Source organism: Pseudomonas sp. H3(2019) (assembly GCF_007713465.1).
In the GTDB taxonomy this organism is placed as follows: Bacteria; Pseudomonadota; Gammaproteobacteria; order Pseudomonadales; family Pseudomonadaceae; genus Aquipseudomonas.
The window spans coordinates 147,576-162,735 of sequence record NZ_VMSG01000006.1 but is presented as its reverse complement, the minus strand read 5'-3'; the positions used below and the strand labels follow the sequence as shown (position 1 = coordinate 162,735).

At 58.5% G+C, this 15,160-nt stretch carries 12 protein-coding genes; 10 read left to right on the top strand and 2 right to left on the bottom strand.

The annotated features are described in order from the left end of the window. Positions 1-195: 195 nt before the first annotated feature. The 8 genes from FPT12_RS08725 (at position 196) to FPT12_RS08690 (ending at position 10,939) form a co-directional block, all read left to right on the top strand. Positions 196-1,821: an ABC transporter substrate-binding protein gene (locus FPT12_RS08725; RefSeq protein WP_145015758.1), complete on the top strand. Its 1,626-nt coding sequence runs from the start codon at positions 196-198 to the stop codon at positions 1,819-1,821. Between the two features lie 302 nt (positions 1,822-2,123). Then, entirely contained in the window at positions 2,124-3,725 is a 1,602-nt protein-coding gene (locus FPT12_RS08720) for an ABC transporter substrate-binding protein (protein ID WP_145015756.1), read from the top strand. A 170-nt stretch (positions 3,726-3,895) separates the two neighbouring features. Then, entirely contained in the window at positions 3,896-5,308 is a 1,413-nt protein-coding gene (locus FPT12_RS08715) for an OprD family porin (RefSeq protein ID WP_145015754.1), read from the top strand. 78 nt (positions 5,309-5,386) lie between these two features. Next, positions 5,387-6,982, top strand: coding sequence for an ABC transporter substrate-binding protein (locus FPT12_RS08710; protein ID WP_145015752.1), 1,596 nt, complete (start codon positions 5,387-5,389; stop codon positions 6,980-6,982). A gap of 74 nt (positions 6,983-7,056) precedes the next feature. Continuing rightward, positions 7,057-8,067, top strand: coding sequence for an ABC transporter permease subunit (locus FPT12_RS08705; protein WP_054594031.1), 1,011 nt, complete (start codon positions 7,057-7,059; stop codon positions 8,065-8,067). Positions 8,068-8,077: 10 nt separating this feature from the next. After that, positions 8,078-8,989, top strand: coding sequence for an ABC transporter permease subunit (locus tag FPT12_RS08700; protein ID WP_145015749.1), 912 nt, complete (start codon positions 8,078-8,080; stop codon positions 8,987-8,989). A gap of 10 nt (positions 8,990-8,999) precedes the next feature. Further along, positions 9,000-9,968, top strand: coding sequence for an ABC transporter ATP-binding protein (locus FPT12_RS08695; RefSeq protein WP_145015747.1), 969 nt, complete (start codon positions 9,000-9,002; stop codon positions 9,966-9,968). Next, positions 9,968-10,939, top strand: a complete 972-nt coding sequence (locus FPT12_RS08690; protein WP_145015745.1) for a peptide ABC transporter ATP-binding protein — start codon at positions 9,968-9,970, stop codon at positions 10,937-10,939. Before FPT12_RS08695 ends, FPT12_RS08690 begins: the two co-directional genes overlap by 1 nt. A 120-nt stretch (positions 10,940-11,059) precedes the next feature. Here the strand turns inward: FPT12_RS08690 and FPT12_RS08685 are convergent, their stop codons facing one another. Then, positions 11,060-11,290 carry a hypothetical protein gene (locus FPT12_RS08685; RefSeq protein WP_178098655.1) on the bottom strand — a complete coding sequence of 77 codons (231 nt, stop codon included), beginning with the start codon at positions 11,288-11,290 and terminating at the stop codon, positions 11,060-11,062. Between the two features lie 277 nt (positions 11,291-11,567). Continuing rightward, a complete protein-coding gene (locus tag FPT12_RS08680) occupies positions 11,568-13,151 on the bottom strand; it encodes a peptide chain release factor 3 (RefSeq protein ID WP_145015742.1) in 1,584 nt (527 codons plus the stop codon). A 372-nt stretch (positions 13,152-13,523) separates the two neighbouring features. On the opposite strand from FPT12_RS08680, the gene FPT12_RS08675 reads away from it, so the two are divergent. Beyond that, positions 13,524-14,240, top strand: coding sequence for an ABC transporter permease (locus FPT12_RS08675; protein WP_145015740.1), 717 nt, complete (start codon positions 13,524-13,526; stop codon positions 14,238-14,240). A gap of 24 nt (positions 14,241-14,264) precedes the next feature. Next, positions 14,265-15,158: a glycine betaine ABC transporter substrate-binding protein gene (locus FPT12_RS08670; RefSeq protein WP_145015738.1), complete on the top strand. Its 894-nt coding sequence runs from the start codon at positions 14,265-14,267 to the stop codon at positions 15,156-15,158. The last annotated feature ends 2 nt before the right edge of the window (positions 15,159-15,160 follow it).

Below are 15,160 nucleotides of genomic sequence, written 5' to 3'. Positions count from 1 at the left end.
CGAGAAATACGACCGCAAACGGTCAAATGCGTCAACTTTTATACATATGCGACATTTAGGTACGTTCGTGCCACTGTTTAAGGCTTGTAGCTCCCCGGCATCTTGCATTGGGTATGGGCCCTGCATAAGTATCCGCAGGTCGACTCACGAGGTCGTCCTCTAATTCCAAAAATGACAACAAATCATGAGGCCACCATGCTTAAACACGCGGTCATTCCGTTTTTAGTCGGCGCAAGCTTGTTAGCTAGCGCACCTTTCGCCCATGCGGCGACTAACCTGGTGTTCTGCTCCGAAGGGAGCCCGGCCGGTTTTGATCCTGGTCAGTACACCACCGGAACCGACTTCGACGCCTCAGCAGAAACCATGTTCAACCGTTTGAGCCAGTTCGAACGTGGCGGCACCGCCGTTGTTCCTGGCCTGGCCACCAGCTGGGACATTTCCCCGGATGGCCTGACTTACACCTTCCATCTGCGCGATGGGGTGAAGTTCCACACCACGCCGTATTTCACGCCGACCCGTAACTTCAACGCCGACGACGTGCTGTTCACCTTCGACCGCATGCTCGACAAGGACATGCCGTTCCGTAAAGCCTACCCGACCGAATTCCCGTACTTCACCGACATGGGGATGGACACCAACATCACCAAGGTCGAGAAAGTCGACGACAAGACCGTCAAGTTCACCCTGAAAACCGTAGACGCGGCGTTCATCCAGAACCTGGCCATGAGCTTCGCCTCGATCCAGTCCGCCGAGTACGCCGACAAGCTGCTCAAGGAAGGCAAACCGGGCGACATCAACCAGAAGCCGATCGGCACTGGCCCGTTCGTGTTCAAGAGCTACCAGAAAGACTCCAACATCCGTTACACGGGTAACAAGGACTACTGGAAGCCTGAAGACGTCAAGATCGACAACCTGATCTTCGCCATCACCACCGACCCGTCGGTGCGCATCCAGAAGCTCAAGAAAAACGAATGCCAGGTCACCCTCTTCCCGCGTCCGGCCGACCTCAAGGCCCTGGGTGAAGACAAAGACCTGAAGCTGCCGCACCAGGCCGGTTTCAACCTGGGCTACATCGCCTACAACGTGATGCCAGTGCTCAAGGGCCGTACCGACGCCAACCCGCTGGCCAACCTCAAGGTCCGTCAAGCGTTGGACATGGCGGTGAACAAGCCGCAGATCATCGACTCGGTTTACCAGGGCGCTGGTCAATTGGCGGTCAACGCCATGCCGCCGACCCAGTGGTCCTACGACACCACCATCAAGGATGCCAAGTACGATCCTGAAAAAGCCAAGGAACTGCTCAAGGAAGCCGGCATCAAGCCTGGCACCGAGATCACCCTGTGGGCCATGCCAGTTCAGCGTCCGTACAACCCGAACGCCAAGCTGATGGCTGAAATGCTGCAGTCGGACTGGGCCAAGATCGGTCTGAAAGTGAACATCGTCAGCTACGAGTGGGGCGAGTACATCAAGCGCTCCAAAGGCGGCGAGAACCAGGCGATGATCATCGGCTGGAGCGGTGACAATGGTGACCCGGACAACTGGCTCGGCACCCTGTTCGGCTGCGATGCCATGAACGGTAACAACTTCTCGAAATGGTGCGACAAGCCTTACGACGCACTGATCAAACAAGCCAAATCCACCCCGGACGTGGCTAAACGCACCGAGCTGTACAAGCAGGCGCAACACCTCCTCAAAGATGCAGTCCCGATGACACCTATCGCGCACTCGACGGTGTATCAACCCATGCGCAACACCGTGCAGGACTTCAAGATCAGCCCGTTTGGCTTGAACTCCTTCTACGGCGTCAGCGTCAGCAAATAAGGTTTTGCAACGGCGACGTTCTTGACGTCGCCGTTGCTCTATCTGCCAAAACAGCTGGAATTCGCCTACTTCCCAAACCATTGCGGACTACTGCAGCAGGTTTAGGACGTGTCGCCTTTTCCTACCTGTTTTTCAGGCTCTACGCATTTACCGCCTGACCTCCGCCCCCTACCGTCGAGGTCCGGTCGTGCTATCGCTGCGGCTGGCAACTGCTGAACCCATGGCTTTGGATCAGTGATGTCTGCACGTTCCAGGACGGGACAACGACTCACTGTTTGACACCTAAAAAGAGAGGCAGCGTTATGCGCCATACCTTGGTTTTATCCGCATTGCTGGGCACCGGTCTGTTGGCCGCCACGTCATTCAGCCAGGCAGCCAACAACAGCCTGGTGTTTTGCTCTGAAGGCAGCCCGGCGGGCTTCGACACCGCGCAGTACACCACTGCGACCGACAACGACGCCGCCGAACCGTTGTACAACCGGCTGGCCGAGTTCGAAAAAGGCTCCACCAATGTCGTACCGGGCCTGGCCACACGTTGGGATATTTCCGAGGATGGTCTCAAGTACACGTTCCACCTGCGCGAAGGGGTGAAATTTCACACCACCCAGTACTTCACACCGAGCCGCGACTTCAACGCTGACGATGTGTTGTTCACCTTTAATCGCATGCTCGATATCGAGCACCCATTCCGCAAGGCTTACCCGACCGAGTTTCCGTACTTCAACGGGATGAGCCTGAACAAGAACATCGCCAAGGTCGAGAAGACCGGGCCGTTGACCGTGGACATGACCCTGAACTCGGTAGACGCCGCGTTCATTCAAAACATCGCCATGAGTTTCGCCTCGATTCTCTCCGCCGAATACGCCGACCAGTTGCTCGCGTCCGGCAAGCCGAGCGACATCAACCAGAAGCCAATCGGCACCGGGCCGTTCGTGTTCAAGAGCTACCAGAAAGACTCCAACATCCGTTACACCGGCAACAAGCAGTACTGGGACCCGAGCCGGGTCAAGCTCGACCAGCTGATTTTCGCCATCAACACCGATGCGTCGGTGCGTGTGCAGAAGCTCAAGAAAAACGAGTGCCAGATCACCCTGCATCCACGTCCGGCCGATGTCGACGCGCTGAAAAACGACCCCAAGTTGCAACTGATCGAGAAGCCCGGTTTCAACCTTGGCTACATCGCCTACAACGTGCAGCATAAACCCTTCGACCAGCTCGAAGTACGCCAGGCGCTGGACATGGCGGTGAACAAGCAGGGGATTCTCAAGGCGGTTTACCAGGGCGCAGGCCAACTGGCGGTCAACGCCATGCCACCGACCCAGTGGTCCTACGACGAAACGATCAAAGACGCCGCCTACAACCCGGAAAAAGCCAAAGAATTGCTCAAGGCTGCCGGGGTCAAGGAAGGCACCGAGATCACGCTCTGGGCCATGCCGGTACAGCGCCCCTACAACCCGAACGCCAAGCTGATGGCTGAGATGCTTCAGTCGGACTGGGCGAAAATCGGCCTGAAAGTGAAGATCGTCAGCTACGAATGGGGCGAGTACATCAAGCGCACCAAGAATGGCGAACACGACATCAGCCTGATCGGCTGGACCGGCGACAACGGGGACCCGGACAACTGGCTGGGCACCCTGTACAGCTGCGACGCGATTGGCGGCAACAACTACTCCATGTGGTGTGACCCGCAATACGACAAGCTGATCAAGCAAGCCAAGATTGTCACCGACCGCGAGCAACGCTCGGTGCTCTATAAACAGGCTCAGCAATTGCTCAAGCAGCAAGTGCCGATCACCCCTGTCGCCCACTCGACGGTCAACCAGCCGTTGAGCGCCAAAGTCGAAGGATTCAAGGTCAGTCCCTTCGGCCGTAACGTCTTCTCGGGTGTCAGCATCGACCAATAACTGATTAGCCAAAAACCTGAGGGCGTTTTTCGCCCTCACGCAAAGGTGTTGCCAGAATTCGGCGAACACGCCAAATACAAACGTTTGCGATACGTGAATGAGTTAAAAACCAAATAGCCGGATCACCAAAAAAGACCGGCATTAAAAAAAGAAAGAAAGGAGCTTCACCCATGAAACTGAGCAGCACCGCGTTATTGGCCTTGGCCATCAGCAGCGTAACCGCCACGGCTTACGCAGAAACCCAGAGCCAGGAATTCACCCCGGTTACGGTCAACACCAGCAGCGCACAAGCCGACGCAACCGGCTTTATCGAAGGCCAGAAGATCGACGGCTCCACGCGTAACTGGTACGCCAACGAACAACTGAAACGTGGCGGCAAGTTCACCTACCTCAAAGACGGTGTGGCGACGCCAACCGACCGCCGTATCAACTGGGTTCAAGGCACGATCGTCAAATACAACTCCGGCTTCACTCAGGGCACCATCGGTGTCAGCACTGAAGTGGCTGCCTACAACGCCGTTGCACTGGATCGTGATCACAAGGATCTGGCGTCCAACAACGGTGGTGCACCGGGCTCTCGTCCAGGCGCAGGCAACAACCGTACCCTGACCAAAGAAGGCGGCGATGCCCAAGGCCAGTGGAGCAAACTGGGCTTGGCCAACGTCAAGTTCCGCGTATCGAACACGACCCTGACCGCCGGCCGCCAGAACTTCAGCACCCCGATTGTCGACACCATCGGCAACCGTGCGTTGCCTTCGAGCTTTGAGGGCGTGAGCCTGCACAGCGAAGAGCTGAACAATCTGTCGTTCGACGCTGGTTCCTTCGACCGCGTATCCCCGCGGACCGAAGAGAGCCTGTCGAAATTTCGCTCCGAGTACACCAACAACAAGGCCGAAACCAATCGCGTGAACACCGCCGGCCTGAACTATCAGCCGTTCAAAAGCCTGAAGACCAGCCTGTACGTCGCGAATGTCGAGGACTTCTGGAATCAGTACTACTTCGGCGCCACCCACGAACTGGGCGATAGCTCGGTGCTGGGCCTGACCACCGGCCTGAACTACTACAAGACCCTCGACACCGGCAAAAAGGAAATGGGCAACATCAACAACGATGCCTACTCCGTGTCGTTCGGCCTGACCCACCAGGCCCATAGCCTGACATTCTCCTGGCAGCAAATTGTCGGTGACGAGTACTTCGACTACCTGCACGAAACCAACGGCATCTACCTGGCCAACTCCCTGCTCTCGGACTTCAACGGCCCGAACGAGAAGTCCTTCCAGATCGCCTATGGCCTGAACATGGCTGAATACGGCGTGCCTGGTCTGAAGTTCAACATCTACCAGGCTCGCGGCTGGGGCATCGACGGTACGCACTACACCGGCACCGCCTATGACGTGAAAAACATGGATGGCGAGCACCACTATGAATACGGCATCGGTACTTCCTACGCCGTACAAAGTGGCCCACTGAAAGCCACCACCATTCGCGCGACCTACACCGCGCACCGTGCCTCCGAAAACCAGGCTGACGGCAGCCTCAACGAGTTCCGTCTCGTGACCACTATCCCGTTCAACATTTTGTAATGCACCTGCCGAACGGCTGATTCAGTGAAGAATCGGCCGTTCGGTTTTTGTCCTTTAACCGATTGCAGAGGGCTCTTGATGAAAATGCTTCCTTTACGAGCGGCCATCGCCGCCACGTTGCTGAGTGTCGCTATCGGCGCCTCGGCCAAACCCTTGGTGGTCTGTACCGAAGCCAGCCCGGAAGGCTTCGATATGGTCCAGTACACGACTGCAGTCACAGCCGATGCGGTGGCCGAAACCATCTTCAACCGTCTGGCGGACTTCAAGCCCGGCACCACTGAAGTGATTCCGGCACTGGCCGACTCCTGGGACATCAGCGAGGACGGTCTGACCTACACGTTCCACTTGCGCAAAGGCGTCAAGTTTCATACCACCGAATACTTCAAGCCGACCCGCGACATGAATGCCGACGACGTGGTCTGGAGTTTCCAGCGTCAACTGGACCCGAACCACCCGTGGCACTCCAAGTCGAGCGTGGGCTTCCCGTACTTTGAAAGCATGGGCTTCAAAGAGCTGCTCAAAAGTGTCGAGAAGGTCGACGACAATACGGTCAAATTCACCCTGACCCGCCGCGAAGCGCCGTTCCTCGCAGACATCGCGATGGCCTTCTCTTCGATCTACTCCGCCGAGTACGCCGACCAGTTGCTCAAGGCCGGCAAGACCGGCGACCTGAACAACAAACCGGTCGGTACCGGCCCGTTCATCTTCCAGCGTTACGCCAAGGATGCTCAGGTTCGCTTCAAGGCCAACCCGGAGTACTTCCGTGGCAAGCCGCCAGCTGACGCACTGATTCTGGCCATCGCCACCGACAACAACGTACGCCTGCAAAAGCTCAAGGCCAACGAGTGCCAGGTCGCGCTGTATCCGAAACCGGACGACATCCCGAGCATCAAGAAAGACACCAACCTGAGCGTCGATGAACTGGACGCGATGACCGTCTCGTACATCGCCATGAACACCACCCACAAGTACATGAGCGACGTGCGGGTCCGCAAAGCCATCGATATCGCGTTCGACAAGGAAGCCTACGTCAACGCGCTGTTTGGCAAAGGCAATGCCTCGGTAGCTGTGAACCCGTACCCACCGACCCTGCTGGGTTACAACAAGACCCTGAAAAACCCCAAACGTGACCTGGACAAGGCGCGTGCCCTGCTCAAGGAAGCCGGCGTTCCGGCAGGCACCGTGTTCACCCTGTTCACCCGCAATGGTGGCGGCCCGACCAACCCGAACCCGATGCTCGGCGCACAGATGATGCAAGCTGACCTGGCCAAGGTCGGAATCAAGGTCGACATTCGCGTCATGGAATGGGGCGAGATGCTCAAGCGCGCAAAAAACGGCGAACACGACATGGTGTCTGCCGGATGGGCGGGCGATAACGGCGACCCGGATAACTTCCTGACGCCTATGCTCAGTTGTGAGGCGGCCAAGAACGGCGAAAACTACGCCCGCTGGTGCAATGAGAAGTTCCAGACGCTGATCGATGAAGCCCGGGCCAAAGTAAACCCGGCCGAACGCACAGCGCTCTATGAACAGGCGCAGGTCATTTTCAATCAGGACCAGCCATGGATCAGCATGGCACACACCCGAATGTTTACGGCCATGCGCAAGAACGTCGAGGGTTATCACATTAGCCCCCTGACCACTAACAACTTCGCTACCACCCAAGTGAAGTAGATAAGAAAACGCCCGGCAACGTTGACTCCAACGCTGCCGGGAACGCCTAACCGGCTGATGAGGTACACCAGAAGATGTTTAGTTTTATTGCCCGCCGATTGGGATTATTGATCCCCACGTTCTTCGGCATCACCTTGCTGACTTTCGCGTTGATTCGCATGATTCCCGGCGACCCCGTGGAAGTCATGATGGGCGAACGTCGGGTCGATCCCGAAATGCATGCTCAGGCAATGGAACGCCTTGGTCTGAACAAACCGCTGTATGCCCAGTATCTGGACTACATCGGCAAACTGGCCCACGGCGACCTGGGTGAATCCCTGCGGACCCGTGAAAGCGTATGGACTGAATTCACCTCGCTGTTCCCCGCCACTCTGGAACTGTCCATGGCAGCCCTGCTGTTCGCCGGCGTTCTCGGCCTGTTGGCCGGGGTGATCGCGGCGCTGAAGCGAGGGTCCCTGTTCGACCATGGGGTGATGGGTATCTCCCTTGCCGGGTATTCGATGCCGATTTTCTGGTGGGGCCTGATCCTCATCATGTTCTTCTCGGTCTCCCTGGGCCTGACCCCGGTGTCCGGGCGGATCGACCTGCTGTATGACATTGAGCCAAGAACCGGCTTCATGCTCATCGACACCCTGCTGGCCAATGACACCGGCGCATTCTTCGACGCCCTGCACCACCTGATTCTTCCGGCCATCGTGCTCGGCACCATCCCGCTGGCGGTGATCGCCCGGATGACCCGTTCCTCGATGCTCGAAGTCCTGCGTGAAGACTACATCCGCACCGCCCGGGCCAAAGGCCTGTCGCCGTCGCGCGTGGTGTTCGTTCACGGCCTGCGCAACGCCTTGATCCCGGTCCTGACCGTGGTCGGCCTGCAAGTCGGCACATTGCTGGCCGGAGCGGTGCTGACCGAAACCATCTTCTCGTGGCCCGGTATCGGCAAATGGCTGATCGAAGCCATTGGCGCCCGGGACTATCCCGTGGTGCAAAACGGAATTCTGTTAATCGCCTGCCTGGTGATTCTGGTCAACTTTGTAGTGGATATTCTTTATGGCTTCGCAAACCCACGCATCCGTCACCAGCGCTGAGACCCTACGAATGAGTACTCCAACGTCTTCCGTAGCAGTCGATCAAAGTCTGCTGTATCCGTCCCCGTACAAAGAGTTCTGGCAAGCCTTCTCCAAGAACAAGGGCGCCGTCGCCGGCCTGTTGTTCATGCTGCTGGTTATTTTTTGCGCGATTTTCGCCCCATGGGTTGCTCCGCATAACCCGAGCGAGCAGTTCCGCGACTTCCTGCTGACCCCGCCGGCCTGGCTGGCAAATGGGCAGATGCAGTTCCTGCTCGGCACCGATGAACTGGGTCGCGACCTGCTGTCGCGTCTGATCCACGGTTCGCGCCTGTCCTTGATGATCGGCCTGTCGTCGGTGGTCATGTCGCTGATTCCGGGGATCCTGCTGGGTCTGTTCGCCGGGTTCTTCCCGCGCCTGCTGGGCCCGACCATCATGCGTCTGATGGACATCATGCTGGCCCTGCCATCCTTGCTGCTGGCTGTGGCGATCGTCGCCATCCTCGGCCCTGGCCTGATCAACACCGTGATCGCTATCGCCGTAGTGTCCCTGCCGGCCTATGTTCGTCTGACCCGCGCTGCGGTCATGGGCGAACTGAACCGCGACTACGTGACCGCCGCGCGCCTGGCCGGTGCCGGTCTGCCACGCCTGATGTTCATCACCGTGCTGCCCAACTGCATGGCGCCGCTGATCGTTCAGGCGACCCTGAGCTTCTCCTCGGCGATTCTCGATGCCGCGGCACTGGGCTTCCTCGGCCTTGGCGTACAACCGCCAACCCCTGAGTGGGGCACCATGCTGGCGTCGGCTCGCGACTACATCGAACGCGCCTGGTGGGTCGTCAGCCTGCCTGGCTTGACCATTTTGCTCAGCGTGCTGGCAATCAACCTGATGGGCGACGGCCTGCGCGATGCGCTGGACCCGAAACTCAAGAACGCCGCCTGAGGAGATTCAAATGTCACTGTTGGAAATCAAGAATCTCAACGTTCGCTTCGGCGACAAGAACGCCGTTCCGGTGGTCGACGGTCTCGACATTTCCGTGGACAAGGGCGAAGTCCTGGCCATCGTTGGCGAGTCGGGGTCCGGCAAGTCCGTGACCATGATGGCGCTGATGGGCCTGATCGAACATCCGGGCATCGTCACCGCTGACGCCCTGAATTTCGACGGCAAGAACATGCTCAAGCTCAGCAATCGTCAGCGTCGGCAAATCGTCGGCAAAGACCTGGCCATGGTCTTCCAGGACCCGATGACCGCGCTGAACCCAAGCTACACCGTCGGCTTCCAGATCGAAGAAGTGCTGCGCCTGCACCTGAAAATGTCCAGTAGGGACGCCCGCAAGCGCGCCATCGAGCTGCTGGAAAAAGTCGAAATCCCGGGCGCCGCGAGCCGTATGGACGCCTATCCGCATCAACTGTCCGGCGGTATGAGCCAACGCGTGGCGATTGCCATGGCGATTGCCGGCGAGCCGAAACTGCTGATCGCCGACGAACCGACCACCGCGCTGGACGTGACGATTCAGGCGCAGATCATGGACCTGCTGCTGGCGCTGCAAAAAGAGCAGAACATGGGTCTGGTGCTGATCACTCACGACCTCGCCGTGGTTGCCGAAACCGCTCAGCGCGTATGCGTGATGTACGCCGGCCAAGCGGTAGAAGTCGGTCAGGTGCCGCAGTTGTTCGACATCCCTGCACACCCGTACAGCGAAGCGCTGCTCAAGGCGATTCCCGAGCACAGCCTGGGTTCCTCGCGCCTGGCCACGTTGCCGGGCATCGTTCCCGGCCGTTATGACCGTCCGCAAGGCTGCCTGCTGTCGCCGCGCTGCCCGTACGTGCAGGACAGCTGCCGTCAACAACGTCCAGGCCTGGACCCGAAAAGCAACAGCCTCGCCCGCTGCTTCTATCCTTTGAATCAGGAGGTGGCGTAATGGCCGTCGTTCTCACCGCCCGTGACCTGACCCGTCACTACGAAGTCTCCCGCGGCCTGTTCAAAGGCACCGCGCTGGTACGCGCACTCAATGGCGTGTCGTTCGAACTCGAAGCCGGCAAGACCCTCGCTGTCGTAGGCGAATCCGGCTGCGGCAAGTCGACCCTGGCCCGCGCCCTGACGCTGATCGAAGAACCGTCTTCGGGCTCGTTGAAAATCGCCGGGCAAGAAGTCACCGGCGCCAACAAGGCCGAACGCAAACAGCTGCGCAAAGACGTGCAGATGGTCTTTCAGAGCCCTTACGCCTCGTTGAACCCACGGCAGAAAATCGGCGATCAACTGGCCGAACCCTTGCTGATCAACACCAAACTTTCCGCAGCTGAACGCCGTGAAAAGGTCCAGGCGATGATGAAGCAGGTCGGCTTGCGTCCTGAGCACTATCAGCGTTATCCCCACATGTTCTCAGGCGGCCAGCGCCAACGGATCGCCCTGGCGCGCGCCATGATGCTGCAACCCAAAGTGCTGGTCGCGGACGAACCGACCTCGGCACTGGACGTGTCGATCCAGGCCCAGGTACTGAACCTGTTCATGGACCTTCAACAAGAGTTCAACACCGCGTACGTGTTCATCTCCCACAACCTGGCGGTGGTGCGTCACGTCGCCGATCAGGTGTTGGTGATGTACCTCGGCCGTCCGGTGGAAATGGGCCCGAAAGAGGACATCTACACCCGTCCTCTGCACCCGTACACCCAGGCCCTGCTGTCGGCCACGCCGACGATCCATCCGGATCCGACCAAGCCGAAAATCAAGATCGTCGGCGAACTGCCGAACCCGCTGAACCCGCCGTCCGGCTGCGCTTTCCATAAGCGCTGCCCGTACGCCACCGAACGCTGCAGCACCGAAGAGCCAGCCCTGCGCCAGCTCGACAGCCGCCAGGTGGCGTGCCATTACGCCGAGCAATTCGTCGTCTAGGCCGAGCATGAAAAAGCGCCCTCTCGGGGCGCTTTTTGAAACGCGTTGACCAACCCTCCTCCTGTCGGACTGCGCATCAGTCCGACAGGAGGAGGGTTCTTTTGCCTGAATCCTTAAGCCTTAACCCTGGGTATCGTCTTCGGAATCGTCGGAGGATGGGTCCTCATCGCCTTTAGTGTCACTTTGACTCTGATCACCAGTGGCAACCATCAAGCCACTGCCCTGCACACTGTTTGCTGCCGAAAAACCCTGGTCCTGCACCGCGCCGCTGCTCGCCCACGCTGCCGAAGTGCCCACCGACAGCAGCACCAGCACTTTGATCAGTAAAACCATGCGTTGAAAAATGCTCATAGCTGATTCCATCCTTTCGTAGGTGAATCACGAGTAGCTACGGATCGTATTTCCAACGACCGCAGCGCTGTCTGAAATCTAGTCTGGATAGACCGGATTGACCAGATAGGACACTAACGATGGTCGCCAATTGCCTTTTGCCAAAAGACAGGTTTGGAATAATTGCTATTGCGAAAGGTTATTGCTCGTTTCCGCGCTGGAGCGTGGGAACGAGCATTTCCAAATAAAAAAACCCCGAGGCTTTCGCGTCGGGGCTTTGAGCGTAGCGGTTCAGCGCTTAATGATGCTCACGCGTCGCACGGAATTTCACGTCCGGCCAGCGCTCTTCCATCAGCGCCAGATTGACCCGGGTCGGGGCCAGGTAGGTCAGGTGGCCGCCGCCGTCGAGGGCGAGGTTTTCCACGGCCTTGACGCTGAATTCTTCGAGCTTCTTCTTATCGCTGCAATCGATCCAGCGCGCGGACCACACGGTGATCGGCTCGTAGGCGCATTCGACCTTGTATTCCTCTTTCAGGCGGCTGGCGACCACATCGAACTGCAGCACACCGACGGCGCCGAGGATGATGTCGTTGCTGCGTTCCGGGAAGAACACCTGGGTCGCGCCCTCTTCGGCCAGCTGCTGCAAGCCCTGGCGAAGTTGCTTGGATTTCAGCGGATCCTTCAGGCGTACGCGACGGAACAGTTCCGGGGCGAAGTGCGGGATGCCGGTGAAGCCCAGGGTTTCGCCTTCAGTGAAGGTGTCGCCGATCTGGATGGTGCCGTGGTTGTGCAAACCGATGATGTCGCCGGCAAACGCTTCTTCCAGCTGCTCACGCTCGGAGGAGAAGAAGGTCAGCGCGTCGCCGATCCGTACGTCCTTGCCGGTACGCACGTGGCGCATCTTCATGCCTTTTTCGTACTTGCCGGAGCAGATACGCATGAAGGCAATGCGGTCGCGGTGTTTCGGGTCCATGTTCGCCTGGATCTTGAACACGAAGCCTGAAAACTTCTCTTCAACCGGCTCGACAGTACGTTCATTGGCGACACGGGCCAGCGGCTTCGGCGCCCAGTTGACCACGGCGTCGAGCACGTGATCGACCCCGAAGTTGCCCAGCGCGGTACCGAAGAACACCGGGGTCAGTTGGCCGTCCAGGAATTCCTGTTGATTGAATTCGTGGCAGGCGCCTTGCACCAGCTCCAGCTGTTCGATGAAGCGCTCGTACTCGTCACCCAAGTGGGCGCGAGCTTCATCGGAGTCGAGCTTCTCGATGATTTTCACCTCGGTCCGCTCGTGGCCGTGGCCAGCGGTGTAGACGATGATGTAGTCGTCTGCGAGGTGATAGACGCCTTTGAAATCGCGATAGCAACCGATCGGCCAGGTGATCGGCGCAGCCTTGATCTTCAGGACGGCTTCGATTTCGTCGAGCAGTTCGATCGGGTCACGAATGTCGCGGTCGAGTTTGTTGATGAAGCTGACAATCGGCGTGTCACGCAGACGGCAAACGTCCATCAGGGCGATGGTCCGTGGCTCTACACCCTTACCGCCGTCGAGGACCATCAATGCCGAGTCGACCGCCGTCAGGGTGCGGTAGGTGTCTTCGGAGAAGTCTTCGTGGCCCGGGGTGTCGAGCAGGTTGATCATGTGATCGCGATACGGGAACTGCATGACCGACGTGGTAATGGAAATACCACGCTGCTTTTCCATTTCCATCCAGTCGGAGGTGGCATGGCGGTCCGACTTTCGGGATTTCACCGTACCGGCAATCGCAATCGCCTTGCCCATCAGCAAGAGCTTCTCGGTGATGGTGGTTTTACCCGCATCGGGGTGGGAAATAATGGCGAAAGTGCGGCGTTTCGCGACTTCGGCGGCCTGTTTGGTCATGGGAAATCGCCTGGCAGGTGATTCAAAAAAGGGCGGCGAGTATAGCTCAAAACGACATCTACGGACCACCGTTCGCCCTGTAGCAGCTGTCGAGCTTGCGAGGCTGCTACGGGATATGAGGCGATCGGGGTGGCTAAATGCTGCTAATTGTGGAACCTTTTAAAGAGTGGAGGCGTCCACTCCCCTGTTACGACCTGTCATCAGGGGCTGAAATATCAGCAAGTCAGCCTGACGAGGCTGCGCTTATGGCTCGATCTCATGCCGCTTTTCCGGCATCGAACGAGCTGCTTTTCGCGAACAGTGTCTTCGGCAGCCAAGTATGGCGTTGCCACACGAAGAACTGTCCGCCGACTGAAATAAAGGAGTCCGCCTGTGGCTATCCGCTATGGCAAAGGGCTGACAGGAGGAGCGGTTGTCGTCGCCCTTCTGGCCCTGCTGATCCACTGGATCGGCATCAACACGATCGACCTGTACCGCGACGATTTGTTGTTTTACCTGCAAGTTCATCTGACTCTCGTCCTCGCTTCCATGCTGGCCGCCCTCGTTGTGGGCATCCCCGCTGGTATCTTCCTCAGCCGCCCGACCATGGTCGGACGCGCCGAACGCTTCATGCAGCTCTTCAACATCGGTAACACCGTCCCACCTCTCGCCGTACTGGCCATCGCCCTGGGGATTCTCGGGATCGGCAGCGGCCCTGCGATCTTCGCGCTGTTCCTTGCATCCCTGTTGCCCATCGTGCGCAACACCTACGAAGGCCTGAAAAACGTTCAGGGCTCACTCAAGGAAGCAGCCGTCGGCATCGGCATGACCCCGACTCAGGTGCTCTGGCAGGTCGAGTTGCCAAATGCCGTGCCGATCATCATCGGCGGCGTGCGCGTGGCATTGGCGATCAATGTCGGCACCGCACCGCTGGCGTTCCTGATCGGTGCCAACAGCCTGGGCAGCCTGATTTTCCCCGGCATTGCCTTGAACAATCAGCCGCAACTGCTCCTCGGCGCAGCCTGCACCGCCCTGCTGGCATTACTGCTCGACGGTCTGGTGACACTGGCCAGCCGCCTCTGGCTGGAACGCGGTTTACCCCAGTCCTGAATTCGGCTGAGCGAAGGAATAATCATGAAGACATTGAGCTTATTACTAGGCGGCGTTCTGCTGTGCGCAGGATTTGCCAACGCCGCCGACAAACCGATAATCCGCATCGGCGCCCGGGTGTTTACCGAACAAACCCTGCTCGCGGAAATCACCTCGCAATACCTGCGGACCAAGGGTTATGAGGTCCAGGTGATCGGCGGCCTAGGCAGCAGCCTGGCCCGCAGCGCCCATGAAAACGGCCAACTCGACCTGATGTGGGAATACACCGGCGTGTCGCTGGTGGCTTACAACCATGTCACCGAGAAGCTCGACAGCGAACAGTCCTACGCGCGGGTTAAGGAACTCGACGCGAAAAAGGGTCTGGTCTGGCTCACTCCGTCGAAATTCAGCAACACCTACGCCCTCGCACTGCCAAAGAACGTGGCCGATGAATACCCGCAGATCAACAGCATCAGCGACTTGAATAGCGTGTTGCAGCGCGATGTGAAGAGCAACCACCTGGTAGCGCTGGACACCGAGTTCGCCAACCGTTCCGACGGCCTCAAAGGCATGGTCCAGCTCTACGGCATGAACCTGACCCGCAACAACATCCGGCAGATGGACGCCGGGCTGGTCTACACCGCGCTGCGCAATGGCCAGGTATTTGCCGGCCTGGTCTACACCACTGACGGACGCTTGAACGCTTTCAAACTGAAACTGCTGGAAGACGACAAGCATTACTTCCCCGACTACACCGCCGCGCCGGTTGTGCGACAGGTGTACCTCGATGCTCACCCGCAACTGGCGGAACAACTCAAACCACTGGCCGAACTGTTCGACGACCAAACCATGCGTCAGCTCAACGCCCAGGTCGATGTCGATCATGAAAGCCCTTCCGCCGTGGCCGCAGATTTCTTGCGCCAGCACCCCATCAACTGAGG